This window comes from Streptomyces sp. NPDC051976 (genome assembly GCF_040680795.1).
Lineage (GTDB): Bacteria > Actinomycetota > Actinomycetes > Streptomycetales > Streptomycetaceae > Actinacidiphila.
Map to the genome: position 1 here is coordinate 41191 of NZ_JBFAXL010000001.1, position 15509 is coordinate 56699.

Annotated in this window: 18 protein-coding genes and 1 pseudogene; 10 read left to right on the forward strand and 9 right to left on the reverse strand. The window is 71.4% G+C overall.

Annotation, left to right across the window (positions count from 1 at the left end):
• Positions 1–34 precede the first annotated feature (34 nt).
• The gene (locus AB0M29_RS00195) at positions 35–451 is read right to left on the reverse strand and encodes a hypothetical protein (RefSeq protein ID WP_365376668.1); all 417 of its coding nucleotides are present in this window, start codon (positions 449–451) and stop codon (positions 35–37) included.
• Positions 452–696: 245 nt separating this feature from the next.
• On the opposite strand from AB0M29_RS00195, the gene AB0M29_RS00200 reads away from it, so the two are divergent.
• The 3 genes from AB0M29_RS00200 to AB0M29_RS00210 are packed head-to-tail and all read left to right on the forward strand — an operon-like array spanning position 697 to position 2292.
• Positions 697–966, forward strand: coding sequence for a hypothetical protein (locus AB0M29_RS00200; RefSeq protein ID WP_365376670.1), 270 nt, complete (start codon positions 697–699; stop codon positions 964–966).
• Entirely contained in the window at positions 959–1570 is a 612-nt protein-coding gene (locus tag AB0M29_RS00205; RefSeq protein WP_365376673.1) for a DUF6879 family protein, read from the forward strand. The genes AB0M29_RS00200 and AB0M29_RS00205 overlap by 8 nt, the downstream gene beginning before the upstream one ends.
• A gap of 44 nt (positions 1571–1614) precedes the next feature.
• On the forward strand, positions 1615–2292 hold the full coding sequence (locus AB0M29_RS00210; protein WP_365376676.1) for a hypothetical protein: 678 nt from the start codon (positions 1615–1617) through the stop codon (positions 2290–2292).
• A gap of 27 nt (positions 2293–2319) precedes the next feature.
• Here AB0M29_RS00210 and AB0M29_RS00215 read toward each other — a convergent pair whose 3' ends face one another.
• Positions 2320–4530 carry a DEAD/DEAH box helicase gene (locus tag AB0M29_RS00215; RefSeq protein WP_365376679.1) on the reverse strand — a complete coding sequence of 737 codons (2211 nt, stop codon included), beginning with the start codon at positions 4528–4530 and terminating at the stop codon, positions 2320–2322.
• Positions 4531–4641: 111 nt separating this feature from the next.
• Here AB0M29_RS00215 and AB0M29_RS00220 point away from each other — a divergent pair, with 111 nt between their 5' ends.
• Positions 4642–5172 (forward strand): hypothetical protein, encoded by a 531-nt coding sequence (locus AB0M29_RS00220; protein ID WP_365376681.1) that lies wholly within the window; start codon positions 4642–4644, stop codon positions 5170–5172.
• Positions 5173–5251: 79 nt separating this feature from the next.
• Here AB0M29_RS00220 and AB0M29_RS00225 read toward each other — a convergent pair whose 3' ends face one another.
• Both AB0M29_RS00225 and ychF read right to left on the reverse strand, forming a co-directional pair.
• Entirely contained in the window at positions 5252–5854 is a 603-nt protein-coding gene (locus AB0M29_RS00225; RefSeq protein WP_365376683.1) for a hypothetical protein, read from the reverse strand.
• Positions 5855–6005: 151 nt separating this feature from the next.
• Positions 6006–7094: a redox-regulated ATPase YchF gene (gene ychF / locus AB0M29_RS00230; protein WP_365376686.1), complete on the reverse strand. Its 1089-nt coding sequence runs from the start codon at positions 7092–7094 to the stop codon at positions 6006–6008.
• 165 nt (positions 7095–7259) lie between these two features.
• Between ychF and AB0M29_RS00235 the strand changes: the two genes are divergently transcribed.
• Complete coding sequence (locus tag AB0M29_RS00235; protein WP_365376689.1) at positions 7260–7817, forward strand: DUF6542 domain-containing protein; 558 nt, start codon at positions 7260–7262, stop codon at positions 7815–7817.
• Here AB0M29_RS00235 and ppgK read toward each other — a convergent pair.
• Together ppgK and AB0M29_RS00245 are read right to left on the reverse strand one after the other, a co-directional pair.
• Entirely contained in the window at positions 7738–8475 is a 738-nt protein-coding gene (gene ppgK, locus AB0M29_RS00240; protein WP_365376691.1) for a polyphosphate--glucose phosphotransferase, read from the reverse strand. The genes AB0M29_RS00235 and ppgK overlap by 80 nt on opposite strands.
• A 30-nt stretch (positions 8476–8505) precedes the next feature.
• Positions 8506–9507 carry a 4-hydroxy-3-methylbut-2-enyl diphosphate reductase gene (locus AB0M29_RS00245; RefSeq protein WP_365376694.1) on the reverse strand — a complete coding sequence of 334 codons (1002 nt, stop codon included), beginning with the start codon at positions 9505–9507 and terminating at the stop codon, positions 8506–8508.
• 86 nt (positions 9508–9593) lie between these two features.
• Here AB0M29_RS00245 and xseA point away from each other — a divergent pair, with 86 nt between their 5' ends.
• The 4 genes and pseudogenes from xseA to AB0M29_RS00265 all read left to right on the forward strand — a co-directional run bounded on the left by xseA (position 9594) and on the right by AB0M29_RS00265 (position 12273).
• Positions 9594–10802, forward strand: coding sequence for an exodeoxyribonuclease VII large subunit (gene xseA, locus AB0M29_RS00250; protein WP_365376697.1), 1209 nt, complete (start codon positions 9594–9596; stop codon positions 10800–10802).
• 48 nt (positions 10803–10850) lie between these two features.
• Positions 10851–11150 carry an exodeoxyribonuclease VII small subunit gene (locus AB0M29_RS00255; RefSeq protein ID WP_365376700.1) on the forward strand — a complete coding sequence of 100 codons (300 nt, stop codon included), beginning with the start codon at positions 10851–10853 and terminating at the stop codon, positions 11148–11150.
• Between the two features lie 99 nt (positions 11151–11249).
• Positions 11250–11384: pseudogene (locus tag AB0M29_RS00260) on the forward strand (exodeoxyribonuclease VII small subunit); the annotation flags it as partial.
• A 295-nt stretch (positions 11385–11679) separates the two neighbouring features.
• Positions 11680–12273, forward strand: coding sequence for a malonic semialdehyde reductase (locus AB0M29_RS00265; RefSeq protein ID WP_365376702.1), 594 nt, complete (start codon positions 11680–11682; stop codon positions 12271–12273).
• Positions 12274–12312: 39 nt separating this feature from the next.
• Here AB0M29_RS00265 and AB0M29_RS00270 read toward each other — a convergent pair whose 3' ends face one another.
• The gene (locus AB0M29_RS00270; RefSeq protein WP_365376705.1) at positions 12313–12861 is read right to left on the reverse strand and encodes a DUF4245 domain-containing protein; all 549 of its coding nucleotides are present in this window, start codon (positions 12859–12861) and stop codon (positions 12313–12315) included.
• Between the two features lie 140 nt (positions 12862–13001).
• On the opposite strand from AB0M29_RS00270, the gene glpX reads away from it, so the two are divergent.
• Entirely contained in the window at positions 13002–14033 is a 1032-nt protein-coding gene (gene glpX / locus AB0M29_RS00275; RefSeq protein ID WP_365376708.1) for a class II fructose-bisphosphatase, read from the forward strand.
• A 165-nt stretch (positions 14034–14198) separates the two neighbouring features.
• On the opposite strand, the gene AB0M29_RS00280 is transcribed toward glpX, so the two are convergent.
• Complete coding sequence (locus AB0M29_RS00280; RefSeq protein WP_365377616.1) at positions 14199–14540, reverse strand: WhiB family transcriptional regulator; 342 nt, start codon at positions 14538–14540, stop codon at positions 14199–14201.
• A gap of 271 nt (positions 14541–14811) precedes the next feature.
• On the reverse strand, positions 14812–15492 hold the full coding sequence (locus AB0M29_RS00285; RefSeq protein WP_365376711.1) for a DUF1707 domain-containing protein: 681 nt from the start codon (positions 15490–15492) through the stop codon (positions 14812–14814).
• Positions 15493–15509: the final 17 nt, after the last annotated feature.

Sequence of the window (15509 nt, forward strand, 5' to 3'; positions counted from 1 at the left end):
GCGCTGCCTGTCCCGCCCGTGCCGCCCGTGCCGCTCACGACTCGGTGATGTGCTGGTCGCGTCCGGCCTGGTAGATGCGGGCGTGCCCGGAGGCGGTCGCGTGCTGGACGGTGGGCCGCGGCTGCGGGTCGTCCCCTGGCGGCTGGAGTTCGTCGAGCAGGGCGCGGAGTTCCGCGGCGGCCTCCGGGTGGGCGACGAGCAGTCGCCGGAAGAGTCCTGCCCACTGCGTCCGCAGCTCGCTCAACGTCTGCTGGTCCTCGGACACCCCGGCCGCGAGGGCGTCCTCGCGGGAGGCGTCGAGTTGAGCCGCCGCCGCTTCCGCCCGTCCGGGCTGGACGCGCCGCCACAGCTCAAGGACGCCGTCGCGGGCGGCCTGCCAGGCTTCGGTCGCCATCAGAGTGACCACTGTGGTGCCGGCGCTCTGAGTGAGGGACGCGAGTTCCGGATCCACAGCTTCCCCTGCCTTTCGATAATCAGATCATATTGACCATGGGTCCCGCATAAGGGCTTCGTCGCCCTCACCATGGTCAATAATGGATCGGGGGTTCGAGGTGCCACAAGCATGCGAAGTCACGGTATCCGAGCGGCATATGCCAGACGGCTGGTTCTCGGGTACTCTCCGTGTACGGCGATGCGGGTGCGGGTACGATCCGCACGCGATGCATCTGTGGCAGCTGATACTGGGGGACACTCGACATGGACAGGCCATGGGAAGCAGATCATAAAACCACATTCTTACGGCGGCTCGGTAAATCACCCCAAGAACTCGGGAACACGACCGACAGCCCGGACTGCCCCGACATCTGGGAGTTGGAGAACGGCGACATCGCCGTCATCGGCCGGGATCTGACGGCTTCTCTCGGGCAGAAGCTGCCCGCCGGGGTATCGGTCGGATCCGACGAGCGGCTCGTCGTCATTCCCAGGAACATGTTGATCGCGGCGAAGCCGGACATTCCCAGTGTTTGACTCCTTTCCCGACGGCGTCTTCACACGTCTGGCCCGCCCCGCCTATCACGAGGACTTCTACCGGATACTGAAAAGCGGCGTCGGGAGCCAGGACAAACTGGAGCGCGGCCAGCATTTCCGCGAGCGGGGATTCGCGAGCTGGGAGGCGTTCGCCGCCGGGAGGTGGGACGAGGCACTCGCGCTCATCGAGGAAAAGCGCCCGCTCTACGCCCGCCAATTCGCCGAAGCGCAGGGCCTGGGCGTCGTCCAGCGGCGACTGCGGGTGGTCGAATTCCCGGTGACACCGTATGTGCAGTGGGAATTGCATGTGCTGCGCCTTCGCGTGGAAGTGGGCGACCGGATCAGAATCCTGGACGCGCGCACGATCACGGACATCGAGCGGAAGCGCACCGTGCCCGAGGTCGTGATCCTCGGTGACGCGGTGATGTACGAGGTGCAGTACGACGCCGAGGGGAACGCGGACGGGGCCAGGCGGTATGTCGATCCCGCTCTGATCGCCGAGACCAGGGCCGGTTTCGAGGCGCTCTACGCGGACGGCGAGTCGTTCGTCGCGTTCTTCGAGCGCGAGATCGCCCCGCTCCCACCGCCTGCGAACGACGGCTGACAGCCGCCTTGTCGGGTCAACTCGTGGGCGGCCATGCTGAGTTCATGGGTGGTGACGAACGGGGTGCCGGCGCGCGGGGCGGAGCCGTGTGGCTGGGCAGGCTCGTGGTCGCGTGGGGTGTCACCGTCGGGAGTGGGCTGCTGCTGGCATGGCCCGCGTTCGCGCTGCGGACCAGCGGTCACAAGGCGTGGTGGTACGTCGTGGTGCTCATCGGTTCGCTCGTGCGGCTGGTGGTCGCGCTGGGGGCGGGCATCGTCGTCGGCGGGCGCGCGGGGGCCCGGGGGGCGACCGCGGTGGTCGCTCTGGTGCTGGGCCTGGGGAGCTTCGTCTGCTGGGGGATCGCGCTGGGGATACAGAGCGGGGAGGTCAACCAGCAGATCATGCACGATCGCGGTGTCGCGATGAGCGCCGTCGTCACCGGCCACTGGACGACCGACGCCCTGCCGGCCAGCAAGTCCGGCATCGACGTACGACTGGCCGACGGCACCCGCCTGTCCATCAAGGGCGCGCAACCCCCGGTCGGCACTCCCGTGACGGTGACCCGCGACCCGCGCGGCCAGGCCCCGCCCCACCTCGGCCCGCGACCGGGTGCGCCCGACCAGACCCCGGCCCCCCTCCTGTGGGCCTTCGCCGCCGCCGGCAGCGCCCTGGCCCTCCTCTGCGCCGGCCCCCTGACCGGCGGCCCCGCCCCCGCGCCCCAACAGCGGCCCGCGGTCGGCTGATCCGCCCCGCGCGGACCGCCCCGGCGGCTACCGGGCCTGCCACGCCCGTACGAGGTCCTCCGGGTCCGATGCGCCGAGGCGGGCCTGTTCCTCCTCGACGATGCGGCGGGCCAGGTCGGTGTCCGACACGTCGACCGCGTCGGGCGTGGCCTCGGCGACGGCACTGCGGCGGGCGTATGCGTCGAACAGCCGCGTCTTGTCCTCCAGCAGCTTCACCAGGCGCTCGTCGGCGCCCACGGTGGCGAGGAGGCGGTGCACGCGGACCTGTCTGACCTGGCCCATCCGGTGGAGGCGGGCCACCGCCTGGTGTTCGATGGTCGGCTTGACCTGGGGTTCGCAGATGACGGCGACCGACGCGGCCTGCATGTTGAGGCCGACGCCCGCCGCCTGGATCTGCGCCAGCAGCACCGCCGGGCCCGGGGCGGCGGCGAAGTCGTCCACGACCTGCTGCCGCCGCGCGGCCGGAACGCCGCCGGTGAGCGGGCCGAACACCGGGGCGTTCCCGGCGCCTCCGGCGTCCCCCTCGCCGCCCGGGGCGAGTTCCCGTTCCAGCACGGCCAGGACGTCCTTGAAGTGGGTGAAGACCACCGTCTTCAGCCCGTTCTCACCGGCCTCCCGGACGATCTCCCGCAGCCGGTCCAGCTTGGCCGACTTCTCCGGGCGCATGTACGCGGCCCTGCGCATCGCCATGAAGTTGCCCGCGAGTACGGCGTCCCGGTACGCCTCCTCGTCCGACGCGCTCAACTCCACCCATTCGTCGGTCTGCTGGAGGCTCGGGAGCTCGGTGAGCACGTCCTCCTGGTTGCGCCGCAGGTAGACCGGCGCGACGGCCTTGCGGAAGGCGACGGAGCCGGCCAGCGCGTCCCGCTCGCCCAGGGAGTCGGCGACCTCGCCGTCGAGCATCCGGACGAGGTCGCGGAACTCGGCGACCCTGTTCTCCATGGGGGTTCCGGTCATGAAGAGGGTGCGCGCGCAGCGCTCGGCCCACAGGGCGACCGCCTGGGACCGCTTGGCCTTCGGGTTCTTCACGAAGTGCGCCTCGTCGACGACGAGCAACCCGACCTCGCCGCCGCCCGGTGCGGGGAATCCGCGCAGCGCGTCGAAGGTGGTCACCCCGATGCCGCCGCGGCCCTTCCAGTCGGCGAACGCGTCGTGCCGGTCGGGACCGTGCAGCACCATGACGCGCAGGGCGCTGCGGGCCTCGATCTCCCGTGTCCAGTTGACCAGGACACTCGCCGGGCAGACGACCATGAAGTGGCTCTGCCCCTCGGCCGCCAGGTGTGCCAGTACGGCGATGGCCTGGATCGTCTTGCCCAGGCCCATCTCGTCGCCGAGTATCACCCGGCGCTGGGCGAGGACGAACTGCGCGCCGAACGCCTGGTAACCGCGCAGGGAGACCCGCCGGTGGGTGTCGTCGAGGTACTGGTTCCGTACCCGCTCGGCGATCTCGTCCGGCAGGAAGCCCTCGGCGACGGCCGTGTCGGGCAGCCGTCCGGAGACCTCGGCGAGCAGGCTGTAGTACTCGGCGGAGCGCAGCTCGAAGTCGACCCAGGCCGCCATGTCGGAGGCCGGCCCCCGCAGCAGGTCCACCGACACCTGGGCGAGCAGTTCGGGCAGCTCCGCCCGCTCCGCCTCCTCCACCAGCGACCTGATCGCGTCGACCGCCGCCCGCGCGCGGGCCTTCTTCTCCTGGCCCGCCAGAAGCATCCGGATCCGCCCGGTCGCGGGCCTGGCCTCGGTCAGCAGCGGGTCGAGCCGTACCGACAGCGCCGTGGCCCGGTCCACCGCGCGCCGCGCCTCGGGACCGGCCTCCACCAGTACGTGCAGGGCCGCGACGAGCGCGGTGGTGTCCGGGTCCGGCCGGTCCACGTCGATATGGACGGCGACGGTCTCGTGCACGGCCGCGGACAGCCGCCGCGCGGCGGCGAGCATCTGGTCGACGGTGCGCTGCCCGACCCCGGGAATCTGCCGCAGCCGGTACGGGCCCGCGTCCAGGACGCTGCCCAGCGTGCGCAGCCCGCTCTTCTCGACGCTGCCGAGCCGCAGCCGCCCCTCGGTGACGTCCTGGAGCCGCGCGACGGGGATGGCGTCGAGCTCCCGCCGTACCGCCGCGTCGTGGATCGGCCGCAGGGCCGTCCGTACCGCCTCCACCGCGGCCGCGTGGTCACCGACCACCGCCCGCGCCGCCTCGTACAGCCGCGCTCCCCCCGCGACCGCCTCCCGCTCACCCCGCCCCACGCTTCCCGCCCCTCTCCCGGCCTCCCCGCATCCTCCCACCGCCCGGGCGGGGTCCGGCCGACGATCGCGGTTGCCGGGGCGATTGTCAGAGGGCGCTGTTACGTTGCGCGCATGACCGCTTCGGATGATCTGCTTCGGCGCATCGCGCAGGACCCCTCGCTGGCCGCCGCGCTCGTGTGGCCGGCCGAGTTCGACATCGCACGACGCGATCCCGTGGAGGACGTCGTCCTTCCCACCGGGATGCCGCTGGAGCCGATAGCGGGCTGCGGTGCGGGCGGCACGTACTTCCTGTGCGGGGAGGCCGGTTCGGGGCCGCGTCCTGTGCTCTACGCCGACTCCGAGGGACAGGCCACGCTCATCGGCGCCGACCTCGTGGAGGCCGTCACGCTCCTGGTGGTGCTGCCCTTCTGGCAGGACCTGGCGGGCGGCGGCTCGATCGACGAGGCGGGAGCCGAATTCCGCGCCGAGGAGCCGGACTTCGCCACCGAGCGCGACCAGCTCCTCGACGCCCTCGGCCTCCCCCGCACCACGGAAGCCGACGCCGCCACGCGCCTCCTGGCCGCCGCCGCCCGCACCGCCCCGGACTACATCCCGCGCGTCCCGGACGACGAACACCTGCCGTACGGCCTGCTGTTGGCGTAGGGCCTGTCCCAACCCCACCCGCCCAGAAGTCGGCCCCGGCCGACACGCATGCCGACCGGGGCCGCTCACCACGGTGGTGTCACACGGTCATGCTGATCGCTTCCATCCGCAACGACTGCCCGGTGGTGCCGACGAACACGGACCCGCCGGAGGGCGAGCACGCCCAGCCCTGCCAACCGATGTTCTGCACATGCGCGTCAGCGCACACCGAGCCGGTCCCGACCCGCACCCCGAGAGCCTCCATCCGCAGGGACTGCCCGGTGGTGCCGACGTACACATCGACGCCGTCACCCCCGCACCGCCACCCCTGCCACCCGACGTTCTGCACATGCGCCTCCGCACAGACCCCGCTCACCCCGGACACCGCGATGTCCAGCGCCTCCATCCGCAGGCTCTGCCCGGTCGTCCCGGCGATCGCACCGTCGCACACCGCGTTCTGCCACCCGATGTTCTGCACATGCGCCGCGTAACAGATGTGCCGCCCACTGGCATTGGGGTGCGCGGCCTGCTGCTCCCGCAGCGCCTCCTTGAGCCCTGCGGTGACCGACGCGTCCGCGCCGACCCGCGCCGCCCCTGAGGCCGGCGCGGCCACGGCGGCCGGCGACCCCACAGCGGCCAGACCGGCCGTCGCCAGTACGGCGGTCCCGAACAGTGCGGCGAAGTTGCGGTGATTGCGCTTCATCCGATGTCCTCCTTGAGGCTGGATATGCGAGCAAACGCACCCTGCCCACCGGAAAACACCTTTGTCGAACGGTTGTACCGCCTTCCGGACATCTCCCCCCGCCGGGAATCTTCCGGACTCGCTGGATCAGCGATGCGGTGACTCGGCGCCGTCAGACGTTGAAGCGGAACTCCACCACGTCGCCGTCCTGCATCACGTATTCCTTGCCCTCCATGCGGGCCTTGCCCTTGGCGCGGGCCTCGGCTACGGAGCCGGTGGCGACGAGGTCGGTGAAGGAGATGACCTCGGCCTTGATGAAGCCCTTCTGGAAGTCGGTGTGGATGACACCGGCGGCCTCGGGGGCGGTGGCGCCGCGCTTGATGGTCCAGGCGCGGGATTCCTTGGGGCCGGCCGTGAGGTAGGTCTGCAGGCCGAGGGTCTCGAAGCCGACGCGGGCGAGGGTGGCGAGGCCGGGTTCCTGCTGGCCGACGGACTGGAGGAGTTCGAGGGCCTCCTCGTCGTCGAGTTCGGCGAGGTCGGACTCGAGCTTGGCGTTGAGGAAGATCGCCTCGGCGGGGGCGACCAGCGCGCGCTGCTCGTTCTTGAAGTCCTCGTCGGTCAGCTCGTCCTCGTCGACGTTGAAGACGTAGAGGAAGGGCTTGGTGGTGAGCAGGTGCAGCTCGTGCAGGAGGGTGCCCTGCTCGGTGCCCTTGGTGATGCCCGCGGAGAAGAGGGTGTCACCGGCTTCGAGGATCTTCTGGGCGGCCTCGGCGGCGGCCAGGACGGCGGCCTTCTCCTTCTGGAGGCGGGCCTCCTTGGTGAGCCGCGGGATGGCCTTCTCGACCGACTGGAGGTCGGCGAGGATCAGCTCGGTGTTGATCGTCTCGATGTCGTCCTTGGGCGAGACCTTGCCGTCGACGTGGACCACGTTCTCGTCCTTGAAGGCCCGGATGACCTGGCAGATCGCGTCGGATTCGCGGATGTTCGCCAGGAACTTGTTGCCCAGGCCCTCGCCCTCGCTCGCGCCGCGCACGATGCCCGCGATGTCGACGAAGTCCACCGTCGCCGGGAGGATCTTCTGCGAGCTGAAGATCTCCGCGAGGGTGGTGAGGCGGGCGTCGGGGACGCCCACGACGCCGACGTTGGGCTCGATGGTGGCGAACGGGTAGTTGGCCGCCAGCACGTCGTTCTTGGTCAGGGCGTTGAAGAGCGTCGACTTGCCGACATTCGGCAGACCGACGATTCCGATGGAGAGCGACACGTGGCGACTTCCCGTGATGAGGATGTGTGGAGACCTGGAGAGTTGGCTCTCCAGTCTACGGGCGCGGGCGGCAGCGCCGTCCCGCGCTCTCGAACAGAGTGCCATGAGGGGGAAAGGGCGTGTCCCGGACCCTTTTCACCCTGTTCGGGCACCTACGTTGGGTAGGTGGAGCAACACAGTGCGCACCCGGGCCCCGGCCCGACACCTGCCCCCGGGCCGGGCGGCGAGGCCGCCGCCGGGGTCTACCGCGCCCCGCGCCCGAGTCTGCTGGCCACCGCGGTCCGGCGGCTGCGCGCCGCCCAGCGGCCCAAACCGCGGCTGACCGGCCTCGGCACCGGTCTGCTGACCGTGTCCGTGACGGTCGCGGGCGGCGCCGTCGACTCGCTGCTGTTCGACGGCCCCGGCGCGTTCTTCGGCATCGTCTTCATCGGGGTCAGCGTCGCCGCGGCCCTCTACGTACGCCCGTACGACCTGGTGGCGGCCCCGGTGTCGGCGCCGATCGCCTTCGCCGTGGGCATCGCGCTGACCGCCGACAGCGGTGACGGCAGTCTGGTCGGGCATGTGCTCGGCATGTTCACCGGGCTGGCGCTGCTGACCGGCTGGCTGTTCACCGGGACCGTGCTGGCCGCGCTGATCGTGTCGGTCAGAGCTTTGCGGCTGCCATCGCGGCGCCGACGATCCCCGCGTTGTTCTGAAGCTCCGCGGGGACGATCTCGGCGCTGATCCCCGTGATGAGCGGCAGGAACTTGTCCGCCTTGCGGCTGACGCCGCCGCCGATCACGAACAGGTCGGGCGAGAAGAGCATCTCGACATGGGCGAGGTACTTCTTCAGCCGGTGCGCCCAGTGTTCCCAGCTCAGGTCCTCGTCCTCGCGGGCCTTCACCGAGGCGCGCTTCTCCGCGTCGTGGCCGTGCAGCTCCAGATGGCCCAGCTCGGTGTTGGGCACCAGGCGGCCGTCCACGAACAGGGCGCTGCCGATGCCGGTGCCGAGCGTCAGCATGATGATGGTGCCGCCGTGGCCGCGGCCGGCGCCGTACGTCACCTCGGCCATCCCGGCGGCGTCCGCGTCGTTCATGACCACGACCGGGACGCCGAGCTTGTCCCTCAGCAGGCCGCGGGCGTCGGTGCCGATCCAGCCCTTGTCGACGTTGGCGGCCGTGCGCGTGGTGCCGTCCACGACCACACCGGGGAAGGTGACGCCTACCGGGCCGGTCCAGCCGAAGTGGCCGATCACCTCGGCCACGCCGTCGACCACGGAGTCGGGGGTGGCCGGGTGCGGCGTCGCGATCTTGTGCCGCTCGTCCGAGAGCTTGCCCTCGTCGAGGTCGACCGGAGCGCCCTTGATGCCGGTACCGCCGATGTCCACACCGAACACGTTCATGGCCTCCACGTTAGAGGGGAGCGGGAAAACTCACCTCTTGGCGGATTCCCCGGCTGCGGCCTCCGCACGCAGATCACGGCGCAGTTCCTTGGGCAGCGAGAACTGGATGGACTCCTCGGCGGAGCGGACCACCTCGACATCGGCGTAGCCGCGGGCGGCCAGCCAGTCCAGGACGCCCTCGACGAGGATCTCCGGGACCGAGGCGCCCGAGGTGACGCCGACGGTGGTGACGCCGTCCAGCCAGCCGTCCTCGCACTCGTCGGCGAAGTCGACCAGGTACGAGGCGGAGGCACCGCTCTGCAGGGCGACCTCGACCAGCCGGATGGAGTTGGAGGAGTTGCGGGAGCCGACGACGATCACCAGGTCGGCGTCGGCGGCGATCTGCTTGACCGCGACCTGGCGGTTCTGGGTGGCGTAGCAGATGTCGTCGCTGGGCGGGCTGACGAGCTGCGGGAAGCGGTCCTTGAGGGCGTCGACCGTCTCCATCGTCTCGTCGACGGACAGGGTGGTCTGGGAGAGCCAGACGACCTTCGACTCGTCGCGGACGGTGACGTTCGCGGCGTCGGCCGGGCCGTCGACCAGGTGCATCCGCTCGGGGGCCTCGCCCATGGTGCCGACGACCTCCTCGTGGCCCTCGTGGCCGATGAGGAGGATGTCGTAGTCCTCGTTCGCGAAGCGGACGGCTTCCTTGTGGACCTTGGTGACCAGCGGGCAGGTGGCGTCGATCGAGGCCAGGCGGCGCTCGGCGGCCTCCTCGTGGACGACGGGCGCCACGCCGTGCGCGGAGAAGATGACGATGGCGTTCTCGGGCACCTCGTCGGTCTCGTCGACGAAGATCGCGCCCTTCTTCTCCAGGGTCTGGACCACGTATTTGTTGTGCACGATCTGCTTGCGCACGTAGACCGGGGCGCCGTACTGCTCCAGCGCCTTCTCGACGGTGATCACGGCTCGGTCCACACCCGCGCAGTACCCGCGGGGGGCGGCGAGGAGGACGCGGCGGGAGGCAGGGGTCGCGGCAGTCATGAGATCCATCGTACGGGGAGGGCGCGGGCGTTCGCGGGGGCGTGCCGGGGCGCCGGGGGCGCGGCGGTGTCGGTGGTGCGCACTACGCTGCGGGCATGGCTCTGAGCACCTCGGCGGAAGCGCCGATCCCCGTCAGTGAGGTGTCGCGGCTGATCGGCGGGTGGATCGACCGGCTCGGGGCGGTGTGGGTGGAGGGGCAGATCACCCAGCTCTCGCGGCGGCCGGGGGCGGGCGTGGTCTTCCTGACCCTGCGCGATCCGGCGCATGACGTGTCGATCACCGTGACCTGCTTCCGCGGGGTGTTCGAGCAGGTGGCGGACGTGGTCGGCGAGGGCGCGCGGGTGGTGATGCACGCGAAGCCGGAGTGGTACGGGCCGCGCGGGCAGCTCTCGCTGCGGGCGGTGGAGATCCGGCCGGTGGGCGTCGGCGAACTGCTGGCGCGGCTGGAGCAGTTGAAGCGGACGCTGGCGGCGGAAGGGCTCTTCGCGCTGGACCGCAAGCGGCCGATACCGTTTCTGCCGCAGCTCATCGGGCTGGTGACGGGCCGCGCCTCGGCGGCCGAGCGGGACGTACGGGAGAACGCCCGGCTGCGGTGGCCCGCGGTCCGCTTCGAGGTGCGCAATGTCCCCGTGCAGGGCGCGAGCGCGGTGCCGCGGGTGATCGAGGCGGTACGGGCGCTGGACGCGCACCCCGAGGTGGACGTGATCGTGGTGGCGCGCGGCGGCGGCAGTGTGGAGGACCTGCTGCCGTTCTCCGACGAGCGGCTGGTGCGGGCGGTCGCGGAGTGCCGTACGCCGGTGGTCTCGGCGATCGGGCACGAGCCGGACTCGCCCCTGCTGGACCTGGTGGCCGACCTGCGGGCGTCGACGCCGACGGACGCGGCGAAGCGGATCGTGCCGGACGTACGGGAGGAGCTGGCGCGGGTCGATCAGGTGCGGCAGCGGGCGCTGCGGGTGGTGCGCGGGCTGCTGGACCGGGAGGAGCGCGGCCTGGAGGCGGCACTGAGCCGCCCCTCGATGGCGGCGCCGCACCGGATGGTGACCGAGCGGGCGGCCGAGATCGACGACCGGGTGGACCGGGCCCGGCGCACCCTGCGCCATCTGCTCGACCGGGCCGACGCGGACCTCTCCCACACCCTGGCCCGGGTCGTCGCCCTCTCCCCCGCCGCGACGCTGCGCCGCGGGTACGCGGTCCTCCAGCGCGAGGACGGCTCCGTGGTCCGCACCCCCGACGGCCTCGCGCCCGACGAGCCGCTGCGCGCCCGCGTCGCGGACGGCGATTTCACGGTCCGCGTCACCGAGTGAGGCAGCGCGTCGCCCTCCGTGTCGCACCCCGCCCCTAGTCTGGTGCCCATGGCTGAAGCAGGCGCCCGCGCGGCGGCGAAGCAGGACACGGCACCCGAGCAGGACTCCGGCTCGACCCTCGGCTACGAGCAGGCCCGGGACGAGCTGGTCGACGTCGTCCGCCGCCTCGAAGCGGGCGGCGCCACCCTCGAGGAATCCCTCGCCCTCTGGGAGCGCGGAGAAGAGCTGGCCAAGGTCTGCCGCCACTGGCTGGAGGGCGCCCGCGCCCGCCTGGACGCCGCCCTGGCAGCAGAGGACGACGCCTCCGCGGCGGGCGACGCAGACGACGACAACCCCTCGGCCGACTGACACCCCCCGCACCCACCGCCGGACGGAGTCCGGCCAGCCGCACGAAGCCGGGGAGGCCCCAGGGCCGAGCCGCGCGAGCACGACAAAAAGAGGATTCCGCGCGGCGAAGAGCTGGCCAAGGTCTGCCGCCACTGGCTGGAGGGCGCCCGCGCCCGCCTGGACGCCGCACTGGCAGCAGAGGACGGCGCCTCCGCGGCGGGCGACGCAGACGACGACAACCCCTCGGCCGACTGACACCCCCCGCACCCACCGCCGGACGGAGTCCGGCCAGCCGGACGAAGCCGGAGAGGCCCCCAGGGCCGAGCCGCGCGAGCACGGCAGACAAAGGATCCGCCGCGGCACTGGCGGCAGAAGACGGCGCCTCCGCGGCGGAGGACGAGGACACCGCGGAGTAGACCCGCCTGCACGGCGTGAGGCGGGTCACCTCATGGGCGGGGAATGGTTGAACATTCACCTATGTTGGAAGGTGATGTTCCGCTTGTGCTGGTGACGGCACGCAGCACCACCCCCGTAGGAAATGAGTGTTCCGATGACCCTGGTACTCGACCCCACCGCCCAGGACCTGCTGTTCCGTGAGGCCCGGACCGCCAACACGTTCACCGACGAGCCGGTGACCGACGAGCAGGTCCAGGCGATCTACGACCTGGTGAAGTACGCGCCCACCGCGTTCAACCAGCAGCCGCTGCGTGTGGTGCTGGTCCGGTCGGACGAGGGCCGGGAGCGCCTGGTGCGGCACATGGCGGAGGGGAACCAGCCGAAGACCTCGGCCGCGCCGCTGGTGGCGATCCTGGCCGCCGACAACGAGTTCCACGAGGAGCTGCCCACGCAGTTCCCGCACTTCCCGCAGGCCAAGGACGTCTTCTTCGCCGAGCGCCCGGTGCGCGAGCGCTCCGCCGCGCTGAACGCCAGCCTCCAGGTCGGCTACTTCATCATCGGCGTCCGCGCGGCCGGCCTCGCCGCGGGCCCGATGACCGGCTTCGACGCCGAGGGGATCAACAAGGAGTTCTTCACCGACGGCGAGCACTCGGTGCTGGCCGTGGTGAACATCGGCAAGCCCGGCGACGACGCCTGGTTCCCGCGCAGCCCGCGGCTGGCGTACGACGAGGTCGTCACCACCGTCTGACCCCCGGCAGCACCCCCGAAAGCCCCGCCCCGCAGGGGTTCAGTGGCCGCCGCGCTCCCGCAGCGCGGCGGCCATCTGCGTGAGCTGGCCCTCCGTGCCGGTGCCGAGCACGATCGTGGTGACGCCCTTCTCCTTGCGGACGAGCGCGTTGTACTTGGAGCCCTTGTAGCTGTCCCAGACCAGGCCGCCCGCGGTGACCGTCCGGTTCCCGTCGCGGACCGCGCCGAAGGTGACGGAGGAGATGTACGGGTCGGCTGTGGCATTGCTCTGCTCGACCGCGATGTACTGCTTCTCGGGGTCGAGGAAGCCGATGTGCCAGGTCACATTGGTGGAGTCCGAGGCGTCGTACTGCACGGAGGTGGCACGCCAGCCCGCACTCAGGCCCTCGGGTCCCGCGACCGCGTACGGCGCGTCGCGGCGCGCCTGGCCCAGCTCGACGGAGAAGCTGACCGGGACGGTGGGATCGGCCTTGGAGTCGTGCGGGATGAAGATGTAGATGAGACCGACGACGGCGCCGATGATCACCAGGGACAGTACGAGGTCACGCACCGTCTTGTTGCCACGCTTGTCTGCTGCCACGCCCACCATCGTCCCCCATGCCGGGAGTCGGCCGGACAGGTGGGGGTATGGGCGCTCATGTGACGTGCACCCTGCTCATAGTGGCGTTGACCCGATAGGGTCACAAGCACCCTCTATCCGGCCGTCCTCGTACAGAAAGGTGCGCTGTGATGACCGAACAGCATTTGCCGCCCCAGCTCGAAGTGAGCCCGGAGGCTCCCGACCGCAACCTCGCCCTCGAACTCGTCCGGGTCACCGAGGCCGCCGCCATGGCCGCCGGCCGCTGGGTGGGCCGCGGCGACAAGAACGGTGCCGACGGGGCCGCGGTGAACGCGATGCGGACCCTCGTCCACACCGTCTCGATGAACGGCGTCGTCGTCATCGGCGAGGGTGAGAAGGACGAGGCGCCGATGCTCTACAACGGCGAGCGGATCGGCGACGGCACCGGTGCGGAGTGCGACGTCGCCGTGGACCCGGTGGACGGCACGACGCTGACCGCCAAGGGCATGCCGAACGCCGTCTCGGTGCTGGCGGTCGCCGACCGCGGCACCATGTTCGACCCGTCGGCCGTCTTCTACATGGACAAGCTCGTGGTGGGCCCCGAGGCCGCCGAGTACGTCGACATCAGCGCGCCGCCCGCGGTGAACGTCCGCCGGGTGGCCAAGGCCAAGGGCAGCGCGCCCGAGGACGTCACGGTCGTGGTGCTCGACCGGCCGCGGCACGACGGCATCGTCCGGGAGATCCGGGAGACCGGCGCGCGGATCAAGTTCATCGCCGACGGCGATGTCGCGGGCGCGATCATGGCGGTGCGCGAGGGCACCGGTGTCGACATGCTGCTGGGCATCGGCGGTACGCCGGAGGGCATCATCGCGGCCTGCGCGATCACCTGCCTGGGCGGCACGATCCAGGGGCGGCTGTGGCCCAAGGACGACGCCGAGCGGCAGCGGGCGCTGGACGCCGGTCACGACCTGGACCGGATCCTGCACACCAAGGACCTGGTCAGCGGTGACAACGTGTTCTTCGTCGCCACCGGCATCACGGACGGCGAACTGCTGCGCGGCGTGCGGTACCGCGCCGAGACGGCCACCACCCAGTCCCTGGTGATGCGCTCCAAGTCCGGCACGATCCGGCAGATCGACTCCACCCACCGGCTCTCCAAGCTGCGGGCGTACAGCGCGATCAACTTCGACCGGGCGCACTGAGGCACTCCGGTCCCGGCGTGGGCCTGTCACGACAGGCCCTCACCCCTCGCCGGTTCCGCCCCGCCGCCTGTCGCGGCGCGCTCGGGCCCCGTCTTCCCGGGCGCGGCGCGGCAGGCGGTGCGGTGGGCGGGTGTACGGCTTCCCGTGGATCCCGCGCGGCGGCCGTCAGCCCGCCGCGGCGATCTGGGCGGCAGGGCGCTGGAGTTCGACCTCGCGACGGCGGCGGCGGGCCAGCACCACCCGGCGCTCGGCGGCGGTCATCCCGCCCCAGACGCCGTACGGCTCGGGCTGGAGCAAGGCGTGTTCACGGCATTCGAGCATCACAGGGCAGCGGGCGCACACGCGCTTCGCCGCTTCCTCCCGGGACAGCCGTGCCGCGGTCGGTTCCTTCGAAGGCGCGAAGAAGAGTCCTGCCTCGTCGCTCCGGCAGGCGGCCTCCGAGTGCCATGGGCCCGCCAGGTCCCGGGGGTGACCGGGAGGGTACGCGGGGTCCGTGACGGGCTCGATCGGTTGAAGCACGGGATACTCCTGACGACGGCTCGGCGATTGCCACCCTTGCCCGTCGCCGACTGCTCCCCGTCGGGGGCAGACTTCAGCGGCGGGGGCACGGCGGCGTGTTCGAACCCCTACCCGCTGTACGCGACTTCATGCGCACCGTGTTCGTCACCCGGCAAACCCCGAAAACGCTCTGACCTGCGGATGGCGCAAACACGCACGATGCGTGGCGCACTCACGCACCATCAGCCCCAATACTGGCCCGCGTTCAGTCTTGCGGAGGTCAGTCCTCGAGCTGCTTCTTCGTCCAGTCCTTGACCTTTTTCCCGCGCTTGGCCTTGGCCTCGACACCGCCCCAGAAGGCCAGTCCGTCGACGCGGACGACGGGCGCGCCGGAGTCGGGCGCCTCGAACGCCTTGACGTCGGAGCCGCCCATGATCCCGACGACACCGCCGCCGCGCAGCGTCACGTTCTCCGGCAGCCGGATGCTGACGCCGCCCATGATGGCGGTGCAGTGGATGACCAACTCCGGTGCGGTGAAGGTGGCTTCGGTGAGGTCGATCTCGACGCCGCCCATGATGGCGACCGCGGTGATCCGGCTGCCGACGCGCCAGCGGCCCTTGCGCTCGGCGCCGCCGAGGATGCCGACCAGGTTGGGGTTCTCGCCGGTGAGGTCGGCGGCGTAGCCGCGCGGGGCCGGGGCGGGGACGGTGACACCGGGGGGCCGGCCGACCGGCAGATCCCGTACCAGCGGCTCCAGTTCACCGAGGGTCTTGGCCGCGTAGACCCGGTCGAGCCGCTCGGAGTGCTCGGCGGCGTCGAGCCGCCCCTCGGCGAGTGCCTCGCGGAGGATGTCGGAGATACGGTCCCGGTCTGCGTCCGACGCCCGCAGGTCCGCCTCGGCGGTCGGTTTGCCCGAATCCACCGGCTGCTGCGCGCGCTTCTGGAGCTGCGATTCGTCCACCCGCCCACCGTACACAA